This window comes from Streptomyces callyspongiae (assembly GCF_047200695.1).
Lineage (GTDB): Bacteria > Actinomycetota > Actinomycetes > Streptomycetales > Streptomycetaceae > Streptomyces.
In genome coordinates, this window is record NZ_JBJZOM010000008.1 from 1 (window position 1) to 15,991 (window position 15,991).

The 15,991-nt window shown below is 71.1% G+C and carries 14 protein-coding genes and 1 riboswitch; of the genes, 10 read left to right on the forward strand and 4 right to left on the reverse strand.

Going from position 1 to position 15,991, the window contains the following annotated elements; genetic code table 11:
• Window positions 1-9: 9 nt before the first annotated feature.
• A complete protein-coding gene (locus ACL06G_RS09415) occupies window positions 10-1,434 on the reverse strand; it encodes a hypothetical protein (protein ID WP_412786893.1) in 1,425 nt (474 codons plus the stop codon).
• A 187-nt stretch (window positions 1,435-1,621) separates the two neighbouring features.
• Here ACL06G_RS09415 and ACL06G_RS09420 point away from each other — a divergent pair, with 187 nt between their 5' ends.
• Together ACL06G_RS09420 and ACL06G_RS09425 are read left to right on the forward strand one after the other, a co-directional pair.
• Window positions 1,622-3,406, forward strand: coding sequence for a molybdopterin-dependent oxidoreductase (locus ACL06G_RS09420; protein WP_412835720.1), 1,785 nt, complete (start codon window positions 1,622-1,624; stop codon window positions 3,404-3,406).
• Window positions 3,403-3,873, forward strand: coding sequence for a hypothetical protein (locus ACL06G_RS09425; RefSeq protein WP_412786894.1), 471 nt, complete (start codon window positions 3,403-3,405; stop codon window positions 3,871-3,873). The genes ACL06G_RS09420 and ACL06G_RS09425 overlap by 4 nt, the downstream gene beginning before the upstream one ends.
• A gap of 40 nt (window positions 3,874-3,913) precedes the next feature.
• Here the strand turns inward: ACL06G_RS09425 and ACL06G_RS09430 are convergent, their stop codons facing one another.
• Together ACL06G_RS09430 and cutA are read right to left on the reverse strand one after the other, a co-directional pair.
• Window positions 3,914-4,954, reverse strand: coding sequence for an NAD-dependent epimerase/dehydratase family protein (locus tag ACL06G_RS09430; protein WP_412835721.1), 1,041 nt, complete (start codon window positions 4,952-4,954; stop codon window positions 3,914-3,916).
• A 90-nt stretch (window positions 4,955-5,044) separates the two neighbouring features.
• Window positions 5,045-5,398: a divalent-cation tolerance protein CutA gene (gene cutA / locus ACL06G_RS09435; RefSeq protein WP_412786896.1), complete on the reverse strand. Its 354-nt coding sequence runs from the start codon at window positions 5,396-5,398 to the stop codon at window positions 5,045-5,047.
• A gap of 289 nt (window positions 5,399-5,687) precedes the next feature.
• Between cutA and ACL06G_RS09440 the strand changes: the two genes are divergently transcribed.
• The 4 genes from ACL06G_RS09440 to ACL06G_RS09455 all read left to right on the forward strand — a co-directional run bounded on the left by ACL06G_RS09440 (window position 5,688) and on the right by ACL06G_RS09455 (window position 9,045).
• Window positions 5,688-7,352, forward strand: a complete 1,665-nt coding sequence (locus ACL06G_RS09440) for an alpha/beta hydrolase (protein ID WP_412786897.1) — start codon at window positions 5,688-5,690, stop codon at window positions 7,350-7,352.
• Window positions 7,353-7,446: 94 nt separating this feature from the next.
• Window positions 7,447-7,878 carry a hypothetical protein gene (locus tag ACL06G_RS09445; RefSeq protein WP_412786898.1) on the forward strand — a complete coding sequence of 144 codons (432 nt, stop codon included), beginning with the start codon at window positions 7,447-7,449 and terminating at the stop codon, window positions 7,876-7,878.
• 58 nt (window positions 7,879-7,936) lie between these two features.
• Window positions 7,937-8,446 carry a hypothetical protein gene (locus ACL06G_RS09450; RefSeq protein WP_412786899.1) on the forward strand — a complete coding sequence of 170 codons (510 nt, stop codon included), beginning with the start codon at window positions 7,937-7,939 and terminating at the stop codon, window positions 8,444-8,446.
• A 179-nt stretch (window positions 8,447-8,625) separates the two neighbouring features.
• Complete coding sequence (locus ACL06G_RS09455; protein WP_412786900.1) at window positions 8,626-9,045, forward strand: VOC family protein; 420 nt, start codon at window positions 8,626-8,628, stop codon at window positions 9,043-9,045.
• On the opposite strand, the gene ACL06G_RS09460 is transcribed toward ACL06G_RS09455, so the two are convergent.
• On the reverse strand, window positions 9,020-9,700 hold the full coding sequence (locus ACL06G_RS09460) for a helix-turn-helix domain-containing protein (RefSeq protein ID WP_412786901.1): 681 nt from the start codon (window positions 9,698-9,700) through the stop codon (window positions 9,020-9,022). The two genes, ACL06G_RS09455 and ACL06G_RS09460, sit on opposite strands and share 26 nt — an antisense overlap.
• Window positions 9,701-9,832: 132 nt before the next feature.
• Here ACL06G_RS09460 and ACL06G_RS09465 point away from each other — a divergent pair, with 132 nt between their 5' ends.
• The 4 genes from ACL06G_RS09465 (at window position 9,833) to ACL06G_RS09480 (ending at window position 15,972) form a co-directional block, all read left to right on the forward strand.
• Entirely contained in the window at window positions 9,833-10,747 is a 915-nt protein-coding gene (locus ACL06G_RS09465; protein WP_412786902.1) for an oxidoreductase, read from the forward strand.
• A 443-nt stretch (window positions 10,748-11,190) separates the two neighbouring features.
• A riboswitch (cyclic di-AMP (ydaO/yuaA leader) is annotated at window positions 11,191-11,383 on the forward strand.
• Between the two features lie 3 nt (window positions 11,384-11,386).
• Window positions 11,387-12,628, forward strand: coding sequence for a peptidoglycan DD-metalloendopeptidase family protein (locus ACL06G_RS09470; protein ID WP_412786903.1), 1,242 nt, complete (start codon window positions 11,387-11,389; stop codon window positions 12,626-12,628).
• A 258-nt stretch (window positions 12,629-12,886) separates the two neighbouring features.
• Window positions 12,887-14,647, forward strand: coding sequence for an SPFH domain-containing protein (locus tag ACL06G_RS09475; RefSeq protein ID WP_412786904.1), 1,761 nt, complete (start codon window positions 12,887-12,889; stop codon window positions 14,645-14,647).
• A complete protein-coding gene (locus ACL06G_RS09480) occupies window positions 14,644-15,972 on the forward strand; it encodes an SPFH domain-containing protein (RefSeq protein WP_412786905.1) in 1,329 nt (442 codons plus the stop codon). Before ACL06G_RS09475 ends, ACL06G_RS09480 begins: the two co-directional genes overlap by 4 nt.
• Window positions 15,973-15,991: the final 19 nt, after the last annotated feature.

A 15,991-nucleotide genomic window follows, 5' to 3' on the forward strand; every position in this document is an offset into this window, starting at 1 on the left:
GGACCCGCCTCACCAGCCGGTGAACAGCAGATGGTTGACCGTCAGGGCGAGCGCGGCCTGTGCCGCCAGCCACCAGCGGTGGCTGCGCGCCGGCAGGAGCGCGGCGGCGGGTACCAGCCACAGCGTGAAGGGCAGCCAGATGCGTTCCGTCTCCGCCTTGCTCATCCCCGAAACGTCCGCGACGAGCAGCGCGGCGACCCCGCCCGCCACCAGTACGGCGAGCGCCGCCGCTCCGGCCGGGGCGGTGCCGCTGCGCAGCTTTCGTGCCGCGCCGGGCAGTTCGGTGGCGGCGCGCCGCAGCCCTGCGGCGGCGGCCAGTCCGACCGTCACCACGTTCGCGGCGAGGTTGCCCCACAGGAAGTACGCGTAGGGCCGGACGCCGGCGGCCCCCTGGTAGTAGCGCTCCACCAAGGTGGTGTAGCCGTCGAACCACCAGAAGCCCGCCGCGGTGAAGGCCACGAACCACGGCAACATGCCCAGCAGGACCCACGGGACGGGTCGCCAGGTGCGGGCGACGATCAGCACCGCCAGGGCGATCAGCCCGACCAGCACCAGGCCGTACGACAAGTAGCACAAGAGGCCGAACAGCACTCCGGACGCCAGGGCGAGGAGGCGGCCGCGTCCCGCGCCGCGTGTCGCGGCCAGGGCCAGCAGCGCCAGCGCCCAGGCGGCGACGCCGGTGAAGTAGCCGTCGGCGGAGACCGCGAGCCACACCGCGGCGGGCGAGAGCACGGCGAACGGCGCGACGCGGCGCGCGGTGTCCTCGCCGCACAGCGCCCGCACCGCGACCAGCACGGCCGCGGCGGCCGAGGACGCTACCGCGATGGTGAACACCGCGGCCCACGCCCCGCCTCCGAGGCCGATCCGGTCGAGGAACACGTAGGTGAGCAGGGCGCCCGGCGGGTGTCCCGCCACATGGGCCACCCAGTTGTCGGGCGAGCCCATCAGGATGTGGTCGGTGAAGGTGCGCAGGAAGTGCCCGATGTCGTGGACCCCGTCGACCTCCTGGAGGTACTCGTACGAGGTGGTCAGCCTGCGGGCGAAACCCTTGTCCCAGCCGTCGACGAGAGCGAGCGACCAGCACCACGCCAGCGATCCGGCCCAGGAGACCCGGGTCAGGGTCCGCCACTGCAGGCGCCGTGCCACGGACGGCCCGTACGCGGCGACGAGCACGGCGACGACGAGCGCGGCGGGTGTGCCGGGACCCATGTGCGGGCGCCAATGGGCGTAGAGCGGGGGCCACGGCAGGTGCAGCACGTCGTACGTCAGGTGGAGGTGCCACCCGATGACGGACGCGACCGCGAACAGCACCACAGCCACGGCGGGCGCGGCGAGGTCGACGAGGGCGGCACGGCCGGGCAGGCGGCGTGCCGGGCGGGAGCGGGAGGGCGGGGAGACCTCGGAGGTCTCCGGGTCCTGATGCACTGAACTCACGTGGTCACCGTAGACACGGCAGGAGGGCGCAGTCGCGACGCGGGAGCGGGTGTCACCGGACCGTCAGATCCCCGGGGGTCGTGGCAGGGCGTCACGGTTTCGTCATCGGCAGCCTCCCGGGAAACCGCGGCCGGGTGGCATAGCGTCGCAGGGAGCCCGCTTCCGGGTCTGCCGTGCGAGGGACAAGATGGACGACGAAGACCGCGACCGCGACAACGGGCCCGGCCCGGGGCCGGACCACGAGGGGAACGGCAGGGAGGCCCGCGGCGGCCCCTCCGGCGAGGAGTCGCCGCAGGAGGCCACCCCACCGCCGGAGGGCGACTCGGCGGGCAGCACACCGGAGGGCGAGCACGGGGCGGAGGGTCGGAGCCCGGCGGGAGCCGAGCCGTCGCCCACACCCGAACGGCCCGCACAGCCCGCACAGCCCGCGCGACCGGAACCGCCGAAGCAGCCCGCGGGCGAGGGTGAGGGCCGGGGTGAGGAGAAGAGCGAGGCGACGGAGCAGGAAGAGGAGGAGAAAGCGGCCCCCGCGCCCGACGCTCACGCACCGGCGTCCCCACCGGCCGAGGAGCCCGAAGCCCCGCGTGAGGAAGCGGAGCAGCAGCGGGAGCCGGAGCCGGCTCCGCCTGCCGCGGCGGCGGCCGCCCCCGTAGCCGCGGACGGTGAACCCGCCCCCGCCACACCCCGCCGGCCGCCGCCCGGACCGGCCCGGCCCGAGTTCTGGCGCAGCCCGATCCGCGGCCCCTGGCTCACCTCCGTCCTCGGGCTGGTCCTCCTGGTGGGCCTCGCCGCGGTCGCCGTGACCGGGCTGCTGTCCTACGCCGCCTACAACCCCGGGCTGGGGGCACCGAACGACAAGACCCCGGACAAGGGGCTGCTGGGGTTCTACCTCTTCGCCTGGCCCACCCACCCGTACTGGCTGTACCGCCTCACCCAGGGCGTGCACGTGACACTGGGGCTCGTCCTCATCCCCGTGCTGCTCGCCAAGCTGTGGTCGGTGATCCCCCGGCTGTTCGCCTGGCCGCCGGTGCGGTCCGTCAACCACGCACTCGAACGCATCTCGCTGCTGTTCCTCGTCGGCGGCGCCCTGTTCGAGTTCGCGACCGGTGTCCTCAACATCCAGCTGGAGTACGTCTTCCCCGGCTCCTTCTACCCGCTCCACTTCTACGGCGCCTGGGTCTTCATCGCCGCCGTGGTGGTGCACGTGGCACTGCGGCTGGGGACGGTGCGACGCTCGCTGCGGGGCCGCAGCCTGCGCGAGGAACTGCGGACGCCCACGCGGCGCACCGAGCCCGAACCGCCCGACGCGACCGGCCTGGTCTCCCCCGCTCCCGCCGCGGCGACCGTCTCCCGGCGCGGGGCGCTCGGCATGGTGTCGCTGGGGTCGCTGGTCATGCTCGGGGTGACCGCCGGGCAGAGCATCGGCGGTTCGCTGCGCGGCACCGCGCTGCTGGCGCCGCGCAGCCAGGACCCGGGCCCGGGCCCGAACGGATTCCAGATCAACAAGACGGCGCAGGCCCGCGGTATCCGGGACGTCGACGTCGGTCCGCAGTGGCGGCTGACGCTGCGCGGCACCGGCGGCCGGAAGGTCGTGCTCGACCGGGCCGAGCTGCTGCGGCTGCCGCAGCACACCGCACGGCTGCCGATCGCCTGCGTCGAGGGATGGTCCACCGACGACCAGGAATGGAGCGGGGTGCGGCTGTCCGACCTGGCCGCGCTGGTGGGCGAGGACACGGCCCCGCCGGGGGTGTTCGTGGAGTCCCTGCAGCTCAGCGGGTCCTTCCGGTCCGCGAGACTCCGGGACAACCAGGTGCGGGACCCGCTCTCGCTGCTGGCACTCCGCGTCAACGGCGCCGACCTGTCCCTCGACCACGGCTACCCGGCACGGATCATCGTCCCGGCCAACCCGGGCGTCCACAACACCAAGTGGGTCTCCCGGCTCACCTTCGAGAAGCAGGAGGGCACGGCATGACCGGCCGTTCCGCGGCGGCTCCGCTGCGCACACTGCTGCTGCTCGCCTCGTTCGCCCTGACCGCGTACGCGGGGGTGCGGCTCGTGGAGAACAGCGAAGTCCTCGGGCTGGTGCTCTGGTTCGCGGGGGCCGCGGTGCTGCACGACCTGGTGCTGCTGCCGCTGTACAGCGGCGCCGACGTCGGTCTGCAGCGCGTGCTGCGCCGCCGGGGAAGGGAAGCCCCCGCGCGGGCGGTGAACTTCGTCCGCTTCCCGGTGCTCGTCTCGCTGGTGCTGCTGCTGACCTGGTACCCGCTGGTCCTCGGCGGCCCGGAGCCCTACGAGTCGTACACGACGCTCGACCACGGCGTGTTCCTGGAACGCTGGCTGCTCCTGGCGGCCGGCCTGTGCGTCGCCTCGGCGCTGGCGTTCGTGGCGAGCGGGCTGCTGGGCCGCGGCGGCCGGGCGTCCACGGACGCCACCGGCTGAGGGACGCCCGCGCGAGCGGACGTCCCCGGCCGGGCGACGGTCAGGAGCGTGCGGCGGCGGGCGGCACGGAACGCAGCGGGGCGGCGGCGAATCCCTTCATGCCCTCGGCGAATCCGACGCGTGCCCGCAGGCCGAGTTCCTCGTGCAGCAGGTCGGACGAGGCCGTGATGTGCCGGACGTCGCCCAACCGGTACTCGCCGGTGACCACCGGGTGCGGGCCGCCGTACGCCTCGGCCAGGGCGGTCGCCATGTCGAGGATGGTGTGCGGGTGGCCGCTGCCGGTGTTGTAGGCCCGCAGCGCCCCCGTGTGCATGCCGCCCTCCAGCGCCTCGAGGGCGGTGACGTTGGCTGCTGCCACGTCGGTGACGTGGACGAAGTCACGGCGCTGCGCGCCGTCCTCGAAAACCCGGGGGGCCTCGCCCCGTTCCAGCGCGGAGCGGAAGAAGGAGGCGACTCCGGCGTACGGGGTGTCGCGCGGCATCCGGTCGCCGTAGACGTTGTGGTACCGCAGGCTGATCGCGCTGCCCCCGGTCGCCCGTGCCCAGGCGGCCGCCAGGTACTCCTGTGCCAGTTTGGTCGTGGCGTACACGTTGCGCGGGTCCACGGGGCCGTCCTCGGCGACCATTCCGGGCTCCAGCGGCGAGCCGCAGCGGGGGCAGGGCGGTTCGAACCGGCCGCCGTCCAGGTCCTCCACGGCACGGGGTCCGGGGCGGACGACGCCGTGCTCGGCGCAGGCGTAGCGGCCCTCCCCGTAGACCACCATGGATCCGGCGAGCACGAAGCGGCGCACGCCGGCACGTTCCATCTCCTCCAGCAGCACGGCGGTGCCGAGGTCGTTGACGCCCACGTAGTCCGCCGCGTCCTGGAAGCCCTTGCCCAGGCCCACCACGGCCGCCTGGTGGCAGACGGCGTCGACGCCCCGGACCGCGGCGGCGACGGCGTCGCGGTCGCGCACGTCCGCGACCACGTCGACGCCCTCGCCCGCGAGGTCGAGGACGACCGGCTCGTGGCCGGCCGCGGTCAGCGCCTCCGTGATGTGCGATCCGATGAACCCTGCTCCGCCGGTGACCAGTACACGCATGGCGTCACGCTACGGCGCCCGCGGTCCTGTCCGGGACCGCCACTCCGCCGCGGCTGCGCGACGTCAGGAATCCGTAAGGTCCTCGGCCCGTCAGGCGGGGAGCGTCGCGCCGGGGTCGGTCGTCTCCTCCACGACCCAGCGCAGGTAGTCCGCTCCGCCCTCGACGACGCGGGTGGCGATGATCTCGGGGACGTCGTAGTCGTGCGCCTCGCCCAGGTATGCCTCGAGCGCGGAGTAGCGGGCCGCCGCGGTCTTGAACAGCACCTGCCACTCCGGGTCCGCCTGGACCGTCCCCTCCCAGCGGTACACGGACGTGACCGGCCCGTTGATCTGCGCGCAGGCGGCAACCCGGCGTTCGATCGCACCGCGGGCCAGCGTCTCGGCCTTCTCGGCGCTGTCGATGGTGGTCAGGACGGTCAGGGTCTCCGGGACGTTGTCGGCCATGCGGCCACCGTAGCCCCGCGGGCCCGTCGGAGTACCGGAGCGGTCCGCGACTGCCGGCTCGCCGTGGCTCAACAGCATCGAACGGCCTGACGAGCGCAGGGATCCACAGCCTGCTTCCCGCAGGCTTCGGCATGGCAGAGGAGAACCCAACCCGCCGCGAGGTCCCCCTGCTAGGCTGACGGCAGCACCGCTGGGGAATTGCAGCGAAGCAACGGGGGATCGTTTATGAGGCATTGTCGCGATGTGCTGCGTCCCGACCGAAGGGCGACGATGGTCAACCGGAGCCGTCATGGCTTCTGAGTTCTCCCGCCTGATGAGTCAGGACTTCTCTGATCTGGAAGCGGCCGTCAAAGCATGGCGGAAGTTGTCGAGAACCATGGATGCGCTCACCGACCGTCACCGGCGACACGTCACCGGGCCCCTGCACCACACGTGGAAAGGTGACGACGCGGATGCAGGGATGTACTACCTGGAGAATGTCGAATCCCGGATCGGCGTTGTCGAGACAGAAGCCATGACCATCGCAACGGTCCTCGACACGACTCGCTTCTGGATGGAACAAGCACAGACAGATCTACGTAGCGCTGTGCGTAGTGCGGAGGAGAATCACTACGAGGTCGACGACGACGGCTGGGTGAGCGATCCGACGACCGACGGCCTGCCACACAATGATCCCGACGCACAACAGATGATCATGGATCGCAGCGGTCAGCTCGGCACGTATCGCGGGCGCATCGACGACGCACTGGCCGACGCCCACAAGGCCAGCGACGACGGAAAGAAGGCCCTCGCTGTTCTGAACGGGGACATTCTCACCGACCCGTACGGCCACGACGCAGTGGCGGAATCGGCCGAAGACACCGAGCGGGCCATGAAGGCCATCGGGGTCCAGGACCCCCAGATACCCGAAGATGATCCGAAGGCCGCAGCCACATGGTGGCAGGCCCTCAGCCCTGAGCAGCGCCAGGAGTACGAGGCGCTGTACCCGAAACAGATCGGCGCAACGGACGGGCTCCCCACAGAGACCCGCAACGATGCCAACCGCACCGCCCTGGAACAGGAACTCAATCTCCTGCGAGAGGGCAACACCCGGGAAGCCTTCCCCGGCGAGGACTCAGGGGCGATCAACAAGCGACTGTGGAACGCAGCGCTGCTCAGCGAACGGCTCGAGGCCGGAGACAGCGCGCAGGACGGCAAGGAGTTGTATCTGCTCGGATACGACTCGAAGGAGGACGGTCGCGCGATCGTCGCGCAGGGCAACCCGGACACCGCCGCGCACACGGGAATTCTGGTGCCCGGCACCAACACCACGATGGAGAGCGTGCCGGGCCAGCTCGAACGGATCGACAGACTGCAGGGCGCTGCAGAGGAGCACGCCGGCGGCGGGAACGTGGCCATGGTCACCTGGTTCGGCTACGACGCACCCGAGGCCACGGGAGGCGACGCCAACGTGAGCGTCGCAGGCACCGGGCGGGCCGACGACGCTGCCCCGGACCTTCGTCGGTTCGTGGCCGGAACACAGGCTTCACATGACGGTTCCCCGAGTCACACCACCGTTCTCGGGCACAGCTACGGCTCTTCGGTGGTCGGAGCCGCAGCCGCAGGAGGCCAGGGGCTGGGCGCGGACGACGTTCTGGTGGTGGGCAGCCCCGGCATGACGGTAGGCACGGCAGAGGATCTGCAGATGGACCCCGAGCACGTGTGGATCGGAGGAGCAGAGGACGACTCCGTCAGCAACCACGCGTCCGGCCTCACACTCGGTCCGGATCCGATGGACGAGAGCTTTGGGGGCAACAACTTTGTGGTCGACACCGAGGGGCACAGCGGCTACTGGGATCGTGGAAGTGTCTCGCTCGACAATCAGGGAGCAGTCATCGCCGGTAAACCGCCGTCGGAAGCTCCCAAGGAGGGGGCCGACACGTCGGGAAACACGCGGATCATCCCCGGCTTGTAGCCGACTCCTGCACACGTTGCTTGCTGTGTTCACGTTGGCGTCGATCGGAGGCTGCGTGTCCCAGAGCGATGACCCCAACGCCCCACTTCCCCGCATGAAGAAGGATGCAGCACTGAAGTGGGCGGAGGACTACACCACCTATATGGCACGACTCACCGACGTCGATCTCCTTCCACCGACGGCTCACGTAAACTGGGAGAACTGCGTCGGAGTAAACGATGAAGTCGCCGAGGACGGCCGGTACAGTCTCTTCTACTACATCTACTCTCCAGCTCCCACCTCGGAGCACACTCGCGTTGTCAGGAAACTCCGCCACGAACTCCCGCAGCACGGCTACAAAGTACTTGGATACCGGCAATTCAAGAACTCCTACGAATCAGCGACGCTGCAAATGCGCAACGTGGAGAACTCCTACCTGATCACAGCCCACACCGTGGGCTCCGGGCAAACCGGACCACAGCGTCTTTCTTTCGGGGTGCGCACCCCCTGCATGCTCCCGCCGGGCGTCGAACAGCAGCAGATGTAAATCCGCGAAACCCCTGATCTGCCAAGCCACTGAAGGTCGCACGAGGAGAGGAACCTGCGTGTCTCAGGGATTGAACGCCGATCCGACCGAACTGCGCGCCTCCGCCGGAGCTTGCGACGACATAGCGCACACCATGAAAGAACCCGCCGATAAGGCCATCAAGGAAGCGGACACCGCAGGCGGTTCGCTCACCGGCTGGTCGATCGGCGCAGCACTGGGAGAGATCGCGGCCAGCTGGAAACCGGCGCTCGATGGACTGCATGCCCGGACTCGTGCAGCCGGCGACAACCTGCGGTCCTGCGCCAAGAACCATGATTGGAACGAGCAACGCGCTTCGCAGAATTTCGAGGAGACCGAAACAGAAACCAACACGCAGGCGGCTCCAGGCAGTCTGCCTTCGCCACTGCAGCATGGGATAGTGCATCCTGTCGCACCCGCGACCGGTTCACCCGACTTCGACCCGACGAACAGGCTGCTGGACCCTCAATCACCCCACGGCACAAACATGCCGACATACGACGATTCCCTCAGCACCCACCCGACTCCCGGCATAAGCGACTTCGGCTGAACACAGACTGGGTTCTCGAAACTCCGGGTCGGACGCTGCGGCAAGGTCTACGACCTGCATCGCGATCGGTGCCGCCGTCGCACCCTGCCGCACCCCGGCGCCGCTCGCGGGACGCAGGTGGCGCCGGATGGCCGATTCGTTCAAGACCTGCGCGCCCCGACCGCCGTAGCGTCGGCCCCATGACACCTCGATTCGACCTCGTCGGCATCGTCACCGCCGACCTTCCCGCCTCTCTCGCCTTCTATCGTCGGCTCGGCCTGGACCTCCCCGCCGGGGCGGAGGCCGAGCCCCATGTGGAGGCGATGCTGCCGGGCGGCCTCCGGATGGCCTGGGACACCGACGACACCGTGGGCTCGTTCGACTCCGCGTGGTCGCGGCCGACTCCGCGGCAGAACACCGGCCGCCTGAGTCTGGCGTTCCGCTGCGACTCCCCGGCGGACGTGGATGCGGTGTACGCCGACGTCACCGGCGCCGGGTACACCGGGCACAGGTCCCCGTGGGACGCCTTCTGGGGGCAGCGCTATGCCGTCGTGAAGGACCCGGACGGCAACACCGTCGACCTGTTCGCGCCGCTCAGCGAGGCTCCAGCAGCCGGCTGAGGGGCCGACCCGCCAGGGCCCGCACGTCCCGCGACAGGTGGGCCTGGTCGGCGTACCCGGCGGTCGCCGCCACCTCGGCGAGGGGCATGCCGCCGCGTGCCAGCCGCAGCGCGTGCCGCATGCGCAGCACGCGGGCAAGGGTCTTGGGTCCGTAGCCGAATGCCTCCCGGGAGCGCCGCCGCAGCTGTCGTTCGCTGAGCCCGGTGGCCTCGGCGGCCGTCGCGACACCATGCCCCTGCCGCAGGGCCTCCACCAGCGGGGCGCACAGCGGATCGGGGGCGTCCCGTCGCCAGGCGACACGTTCCAGCACAACCCCGGGGTCGGGTGCGGCCGCCACCTCCTCGGCCAGCCGCCGCACCTCGGCGGACGGCCACAGCGCCTCCAGCGGCACCCGCTGGTCGCGCAGTTCGTGCGCGGGCACGCCGAACACCGCGGGCCCGGTCCCGGGGGCGAACCGCACGCCCGTCCAGCGGGTGCCGGCCGTTTCGGCGGTCTCGTACGCGGTGGTGTCGGGCCCCGCGACGAGCAGGCCGTCGTTCCAGAGCAGGTCCATGCATCCGTCGGGCAGCACCAGCCCGGGGGCCGCCTGCGCGGTGACCGTCCGCGCCCACACGACGGTGCCGCCGCCGAGTCGCGACGGGCGCTCGGAGTACATGCCTCCAGCATGCCGCACGGGTGGTTGTCGCGGCGCCCGTCAGCCGGTCATAGGCTTGTGCCCGCAGGACGCGGGCAGGCCGGGGCCGGGCCGCAGGACGGCGCGCCGCACGGACGAGGAACGGAAGACGTCATGGGCTGGACGGCACGGAGGATCCCCGGGCAGGGCGGTCGCACCGCGGTGGTGACCGGGGCCAACAGCGGTCTGGGCTATGTCACCGCCCGCGAGCTGGCGCGGCGGGGCTGCCGCGTGGTGCTGGGATGCCGGAGCCGGGGCCGCGGCGAGCAGGCGCTGGCCCGGCTGCTGTCCGAGGTGCCGGAGGCCGATGCGGAACTGCGGCAGCTCGACCTCGCCGATCTGAAGAGCGTCCGGGCGTTCGCGGCGGCACTCCCGGACGAGCCGCTGCACCTGCTGGTGAACAACGCGGGCCTCATGGCGGTCCCGCATGCGAGGACCGCCGACGGCTTCGAGATGCAGTTCGGCGTCAATCACCTCGGCCACTTCGCCCTGACGGGCCTGCTCATGGACCGGCTGCTGGCGGCGGAGGGCGCGCGGGTGGTGACCGTCTCCAGCCTCATGCACGTCCTGGGCAACGTCGACCTGCGCGATCCGCACTGCGAGCGCCGGTACCGGCGCTGGATGGCGTACGGCCGCTCCAAGACGGCCAATCTGCTCTTCACGCACGAGTTGGCGCGCCGCGTCAACGGCCGGGACCTGATCGCCGCAGCGGCCCACCCCGGGTACTCGGCGACCGAACTGCAGACGAAGGGGCCGCGCCTGGCCGGTGACCGCGTCGGGGAGCGGTTCATGCGCCTGGCGAACGCGGCGGTCGGCTCCCCCGCCGAGCTGGGCGCCGCCGCCACCCTGTACGCGGCGACGTCGGAGGAGGTCGTGCCCGACAGTTTCACCGGGCCGAGGGTCCTGGGGTTGCGCGGTGGGCCGGGCCGGTCGTGGCGTGCTCCGTGGACGCGGGACGACTCCACGGCGGAACGGCTGTGGGGTCTCTCCGAGGACCTGACCGGGGTGCGCTTCGACGCCCTCGGCTGACGCGACGGCACCCGAGCCCCGTTTCACGCCAACGCGCGCCAGTTGCCACCTTTGTGGAGTGGAAGCGACGAAAAGACAGAAGGCACCTTTTGCCCGTCTGGCCCGTTTTGCATCACTCCGCACCCGTAGATACGGGTTTGCCATTGGGGGCGTGACGCGAATAACACCGCGGTCACGATACGGAGTCATTCGCGCCCGCCCTTTCGATGGGCCCTTCTCAACATCCCTGGTCACGCGCCCACTTCGCGCCACAAGAGGGAAGATCGACACAACCGAGCGAAAACGGAACGGAGCGGACCGTCGCGTCGAGAGCCCGTGAAGCCTTTGTGACGATCTTCCGCGCTGTCCGTTTTCTTGCCGTCGGCGAAACCGATGTGCTTTGGTTCCCACGCCGTCGCGCTGAGCGGCGGACCTGAACCGGGACGCCGAGTCCTGCCGCCCGGTGCAGGTGCCACCCGTGACCCATGAACGGCAGGAGTGGGGGACCCAGGTAAGTGCCGCGCCGGGAGTCCGTGTGCCCGGAACGGCTAGGGGTGAAGTCGCAGTGAGCGCGCCGCTCGTGGCGCTCGCGCAGGCGACCGGGCAACTCCAGCCCGAACCCGACAGCTCACCTCGCAGGCGTCGGAGAGGACCATCAGCATGTCTGCACGTGGACGTCATCGTCGCCCCAAGACCCAGCGCTTCGCCCGCCGCGCCACCGCTCTCGCCCTGACCGCGGGCGGCGCCGGCATCGCCCTCCCCCTCGCCACCGCGGGCGGGGCCCAGGCAGCTTCCGTCGACACCTGGGACAAGGTCGCGGAGTGCGAGTCCAGCGGCGACTGGAGCATCAACACCGGCAACGGCTTCTTCGGTGGCCTGCAGTTCACCCAGTCCAGCTGGGAGGCCGCGGGCGGTACCGCGTACGCGCCGCGCGCCGACCTGGCCACCAAGGACCAGCAGATAGCCGCGGCCGAGAAGCTGCTGGCGCAGCAGGGGCCGGGCGCCTGGCCCGTCTGCGGCCCGCAGGCCGGCCTGCAGCAGAACAGCGGCGCCCCGGATGTCGACCCGGACGGCAGCGGCGACGCGGCCTCGGCCGCCCCGCAGTCCGAGGACACCGCCCGATCCGCCCCGAAGAAGGCCTCCCGCTCCGAGGACTCGCGGAAGATCGCCCCCTCGAGCTACACCGTGGTCAGCGGCGACACGCTCTTCCAGATCGCTCGCTCCCACGACGTCGACGGTGGCTGGCACACCGTGTACGAGGACAACCGCGAGGTCATCGGCGGCAACCCCGACCTCATCTTCCCCGGCCAGGAGTTCACGCTGAACGCCGCCGAATCCGGCAAGGGCGACTCGGGCAAGACCGGGAAGAGCACGTCGGAGAGCTCCGCGAAGAAGACCGCCGACACGAAGGCCGGGAGCAAGGACTCCGGCAACGAGGCGTCGGAGAGCAAGGCCGGATCCACCGAGACCGAGACCACCTCCGCCGACTCGGCGGCCAGCGGCTTCTCCGCACCGGTCGACGCCCCCACCAGCACCCCGTACCACCAGGCGGGCAGCAGCTGGTCCAGCGGCTACCACACCGGTGTGGACTTCGCCGCCGCCACCGGCACCACGGTCAAGGCCGCCGCCAACGGCACGGTCGTCTCCGCCGGCTGGGGCGGTGCCTACGGCAACCAGATCGTCATCCAGCACGACGACGGCCGCTACAGCCAGTACGGCCACCTCTCCTCGCTGTCGGTCTCGGCCGGTCAGCGGGTCGAGGCCGGCCAGGCCATAGGCGCCGTCGGCACCACCGGCAACAGCACCGGCCCGCACCTGCACTTCGAGGTGCGCACCGGCCCGGACTACGGCTCGGACATCGACCCGGTCGAGTACCTGCGGGCGAACGGCGTCACCCTCTGACCCGACCGCCCCGCGCATCGCACGCCGCCCGGCTCCCCGTGAAGGGGACGCCGGGCGGTGTCGTTTCCGGCCACTCCCCCACCACGCAACCGGCGCCCGCTCCCTTCCGTGGCGGCCGACGCCTCCGTCCGGACCACCCCTCTCAACCCTGAAAGGCCCGGGTGCGTCGGAGAAGGAGAGCCGAGACGTCCGCGCCTCCCCTCGTCCCGTACCGGTCGCGTCACGATCGGCGCGCCCCGCTGTCTCTGGCTGGAATGCATGGTGTGGGATGGGGAGCCGCAGACCGAGATCACACGACAGGGGGAGTTCGTGGCTTCACACGGCCAGACACTACGAAGGGCCGCCCGGGCCGTCGCCCAGGGCGAGAACCCGCGCTCCGTCGCGGAGAGCGAGTTGCGCCGCTACGCCGGCGCGGGCGGCGGCGAGGCGCCGCCCCCGGAGGAGACTTCGGAAGGCGAAGGGCCGCCCCGCCAGGACGGGATGGATCCGGCGGACTTCCCGGCGGCCAGGGAACAGGCCGGCGACATCGACACGGTGATGTCCGAGGAGACGGTTCCGCTCAGCGAGGCCGGTGAGGCGCTCAACCGCAGCAGGCAGCAGCGCGAGGGCCGCCGCAAGGTCCACGCGATCTGCCCGATGGTGATTCCGCGCGGCCGGTCGTTCCTGAGCATGCTGCCGGTGTCGCTGCTGCTGGTCATCGGCATCATCGGGTCCTCGATCGCCGCCGCGACCTCCGGGGCGACGGGCATCGGCACGCTCACCCATCCCCTGTTCGGGCTGCACTACTGGGTGATGGCCGTGGGCGCCGTCGCGTTCGTGTGGTGGCGGCAGGGCATGGTGATGGTGCCGGACGGCAGCCACGCCCTGATCACGCGCTTCGGGAAGCTGGAGAAGATCGTCGGGCCCGGACGGGTCGTGCTCATCAGCCCCTTCAAGCGCGTGTCCTACATCGTCAACACCACCCGCGAGTACCCGTTCAACGCACCGGTGCGGGAGGCCCCGACCCGCGGCGGCGTGAAGGCCTCCATCGACCTGTTCATCCAGTTCCGGATCCGGGACCCCGAGGAGTTCGTCTACACCCTCGGCGCGGTGCGCGGCTTCGAGGAGAAGCTGAACAACGCCGTCAGCGAGACCATCCGCAGCCTCATCTACGAGCAGGAGGCCTCCGGGATCTACGACATGGTCGGCGAGGACACCGGGCGGCTCCTGGAGCAGCTCAACCACCAGTTCCTCCCGGCGGTCGAACTGACGAACGCGAACATCACGCACGCCGAACCGTCCGACCGCGGCTACCGGATGGACCTCGCCGCGCCCGAGATGGTGCGGATGGCGAAGGACGCCTACACCCACGAGTACGCGCTCCAGCTGCGCAAGGAGCAGGACGAGGGCGACCTCACCAAGGAGCTCGCCGGCAGCCAGGAGACGCTGTCCGCGATCCAGGCGGAGATCGCCCAGTACCAGGCGCAGATGGACACCGCGGTGGAGCGCGAGACCAACCGCGCCCACGCGCTGGCCAACCAGCGGTACGTGCAGGCGGAGTCGGAGGCGAAGGCGAACGCCGCGCTGCTGGAGGCGCAGGCCCTGGACATCCGTGCGGTGACCGCGGCGGAGGCCCCGGAGATCCTGGAGTACCGCTACCGGCAGCAGGTGCTGGACACCCTCGAGGGCGTGGCGGGCCACCTGCCACGCCTGGTCCGCATCGGTGGTTCCGGCCAGGCCGACGGCGCCGCGGGCGTCGACTTCCTGGCACTCGCCCACGAACTGATCGGTGAGCGCGGCGAGGAGCTGTTCTCCGAGGACGACATGGCCGCCGTGCGGTCCCGGCTGGAGGAGGTCTCGGCCCGTATCGCGGAGCGGGAACCGGAGATCCGCGCCCTGCGGGAGGCGGAACGGCCCACCGTGCCGGGCGAGACGGACCCGACGGCGGCCGTCGCCGACGAGGGCCAGGCGGAATCCGCCGCGGACGGCGCCGTGACCCACGCGCCGCGCGTCGACGACAGCGAGGAGGGGGACCAGTGAGCGCCACGCAGAACCGCAGGTCGGTCATCACGGAGGAGGTCGCTCCCTGGAGCGACGTCCCGCGCCTGCTGCGCGGCGGCGAGGCGGGCACGATCGTGCCGGTCATCATCCCCCGGCACACCCGGCGCGTCTGGTGGATGCTGCCGATGTGGCTCGCGGTGTTCTCCCTGCTGACCGGCGTCATGCTCACCCTGCAGGACGCCGACACCGGGGCCGGCGAGGTGGCGTTCGGCGCCCTCGCCACCGTCGCGTACGTGCTGGGCGTGCTGTTCCTGCTCGTGAGCGGCCTGTGGTGGTGGCGCTCGTCGATCGTCGAGATCGAGCAGGGCACGAACGGCATCCTCACCCGCTACGGCGCCATCGTCCGCACGCTGGACCCGGGCCGTCACTACCTCTGGCACCCGTGGTCGCGGGTCGACTTCGTCGTGGACACCGCGACGGAGATCCCGTACTCGGCGCCCGTCGTGGCCTGCCCGACGCGGGAGAACGTGCCGCTGCGGTCGATCGAGTTCTTCCTGAAGTTCCGCATCGTCGACGCCGTGCAGTTCGTGCGGTCGATCGGCGCGGGCAACTTCGACCTCGTGCTCTCCAGCGCCGTGCAGGACGCCATCCGGCAGCGGGGCCGGCAGGTGCAGACCGAGCGGGCGTACGACCTGCGCGGCTCGGACGTCGCCGACATGCAGGACCTGCTCAACCGGCAGCTCGACCGGTACGGCGTCCGCATCACCGGCTCCAACATTCCGGACGTGCAGCTGCCCGCGCAGTACCAGCAGCACCTGTCGACGCGTGAGCGGGTCGCCAAGGAGCGCACCGCGTACGAGCAGGAGTGGGGCCTGACCCGCAAGCGCCGCATCGACAGCCTCGGCATGGACATCGAGCGTGCGAAGAAGGTGCGCGACGCCCGCATCGTCGAGGTGAAGGCGGCGCTCAACCAGGCGCGCGAGCGGGTCGCCCAGTTGCTGGAGGAGCAGGAGACCGAGGCGCAGAAGGTGCGTTTCGAGATCGAGACGCGGGGCCGCAGCGGTCTGATCTCCGCGGAGAACGAGGCCCGCGCGCAGCGGCGTCTCGCGCAGGCCTACCGGGACAACCGCGCGGTCCTGCAGTACGAGTTGGCGCGCCGCCAGCTGGAGGTGGGGGCGAAGCTCGCGGGCTCGGCCCCGCAGCCGGTCGTGGTCCGCACCGACAGCTCCGGTGCCGGCACCGACACTTCGGCGCTGACCACGCTGCTGACCTCGCAGCTGATGCCGCGGATGGCGTCGCTGCCGGCCGCGCGCGAGGCGCAGGAGGCCCTCGCGGAGGAGATCCGCGACCGCCGGGAGAGCTGACCCGGCTCCGCACGGGCAT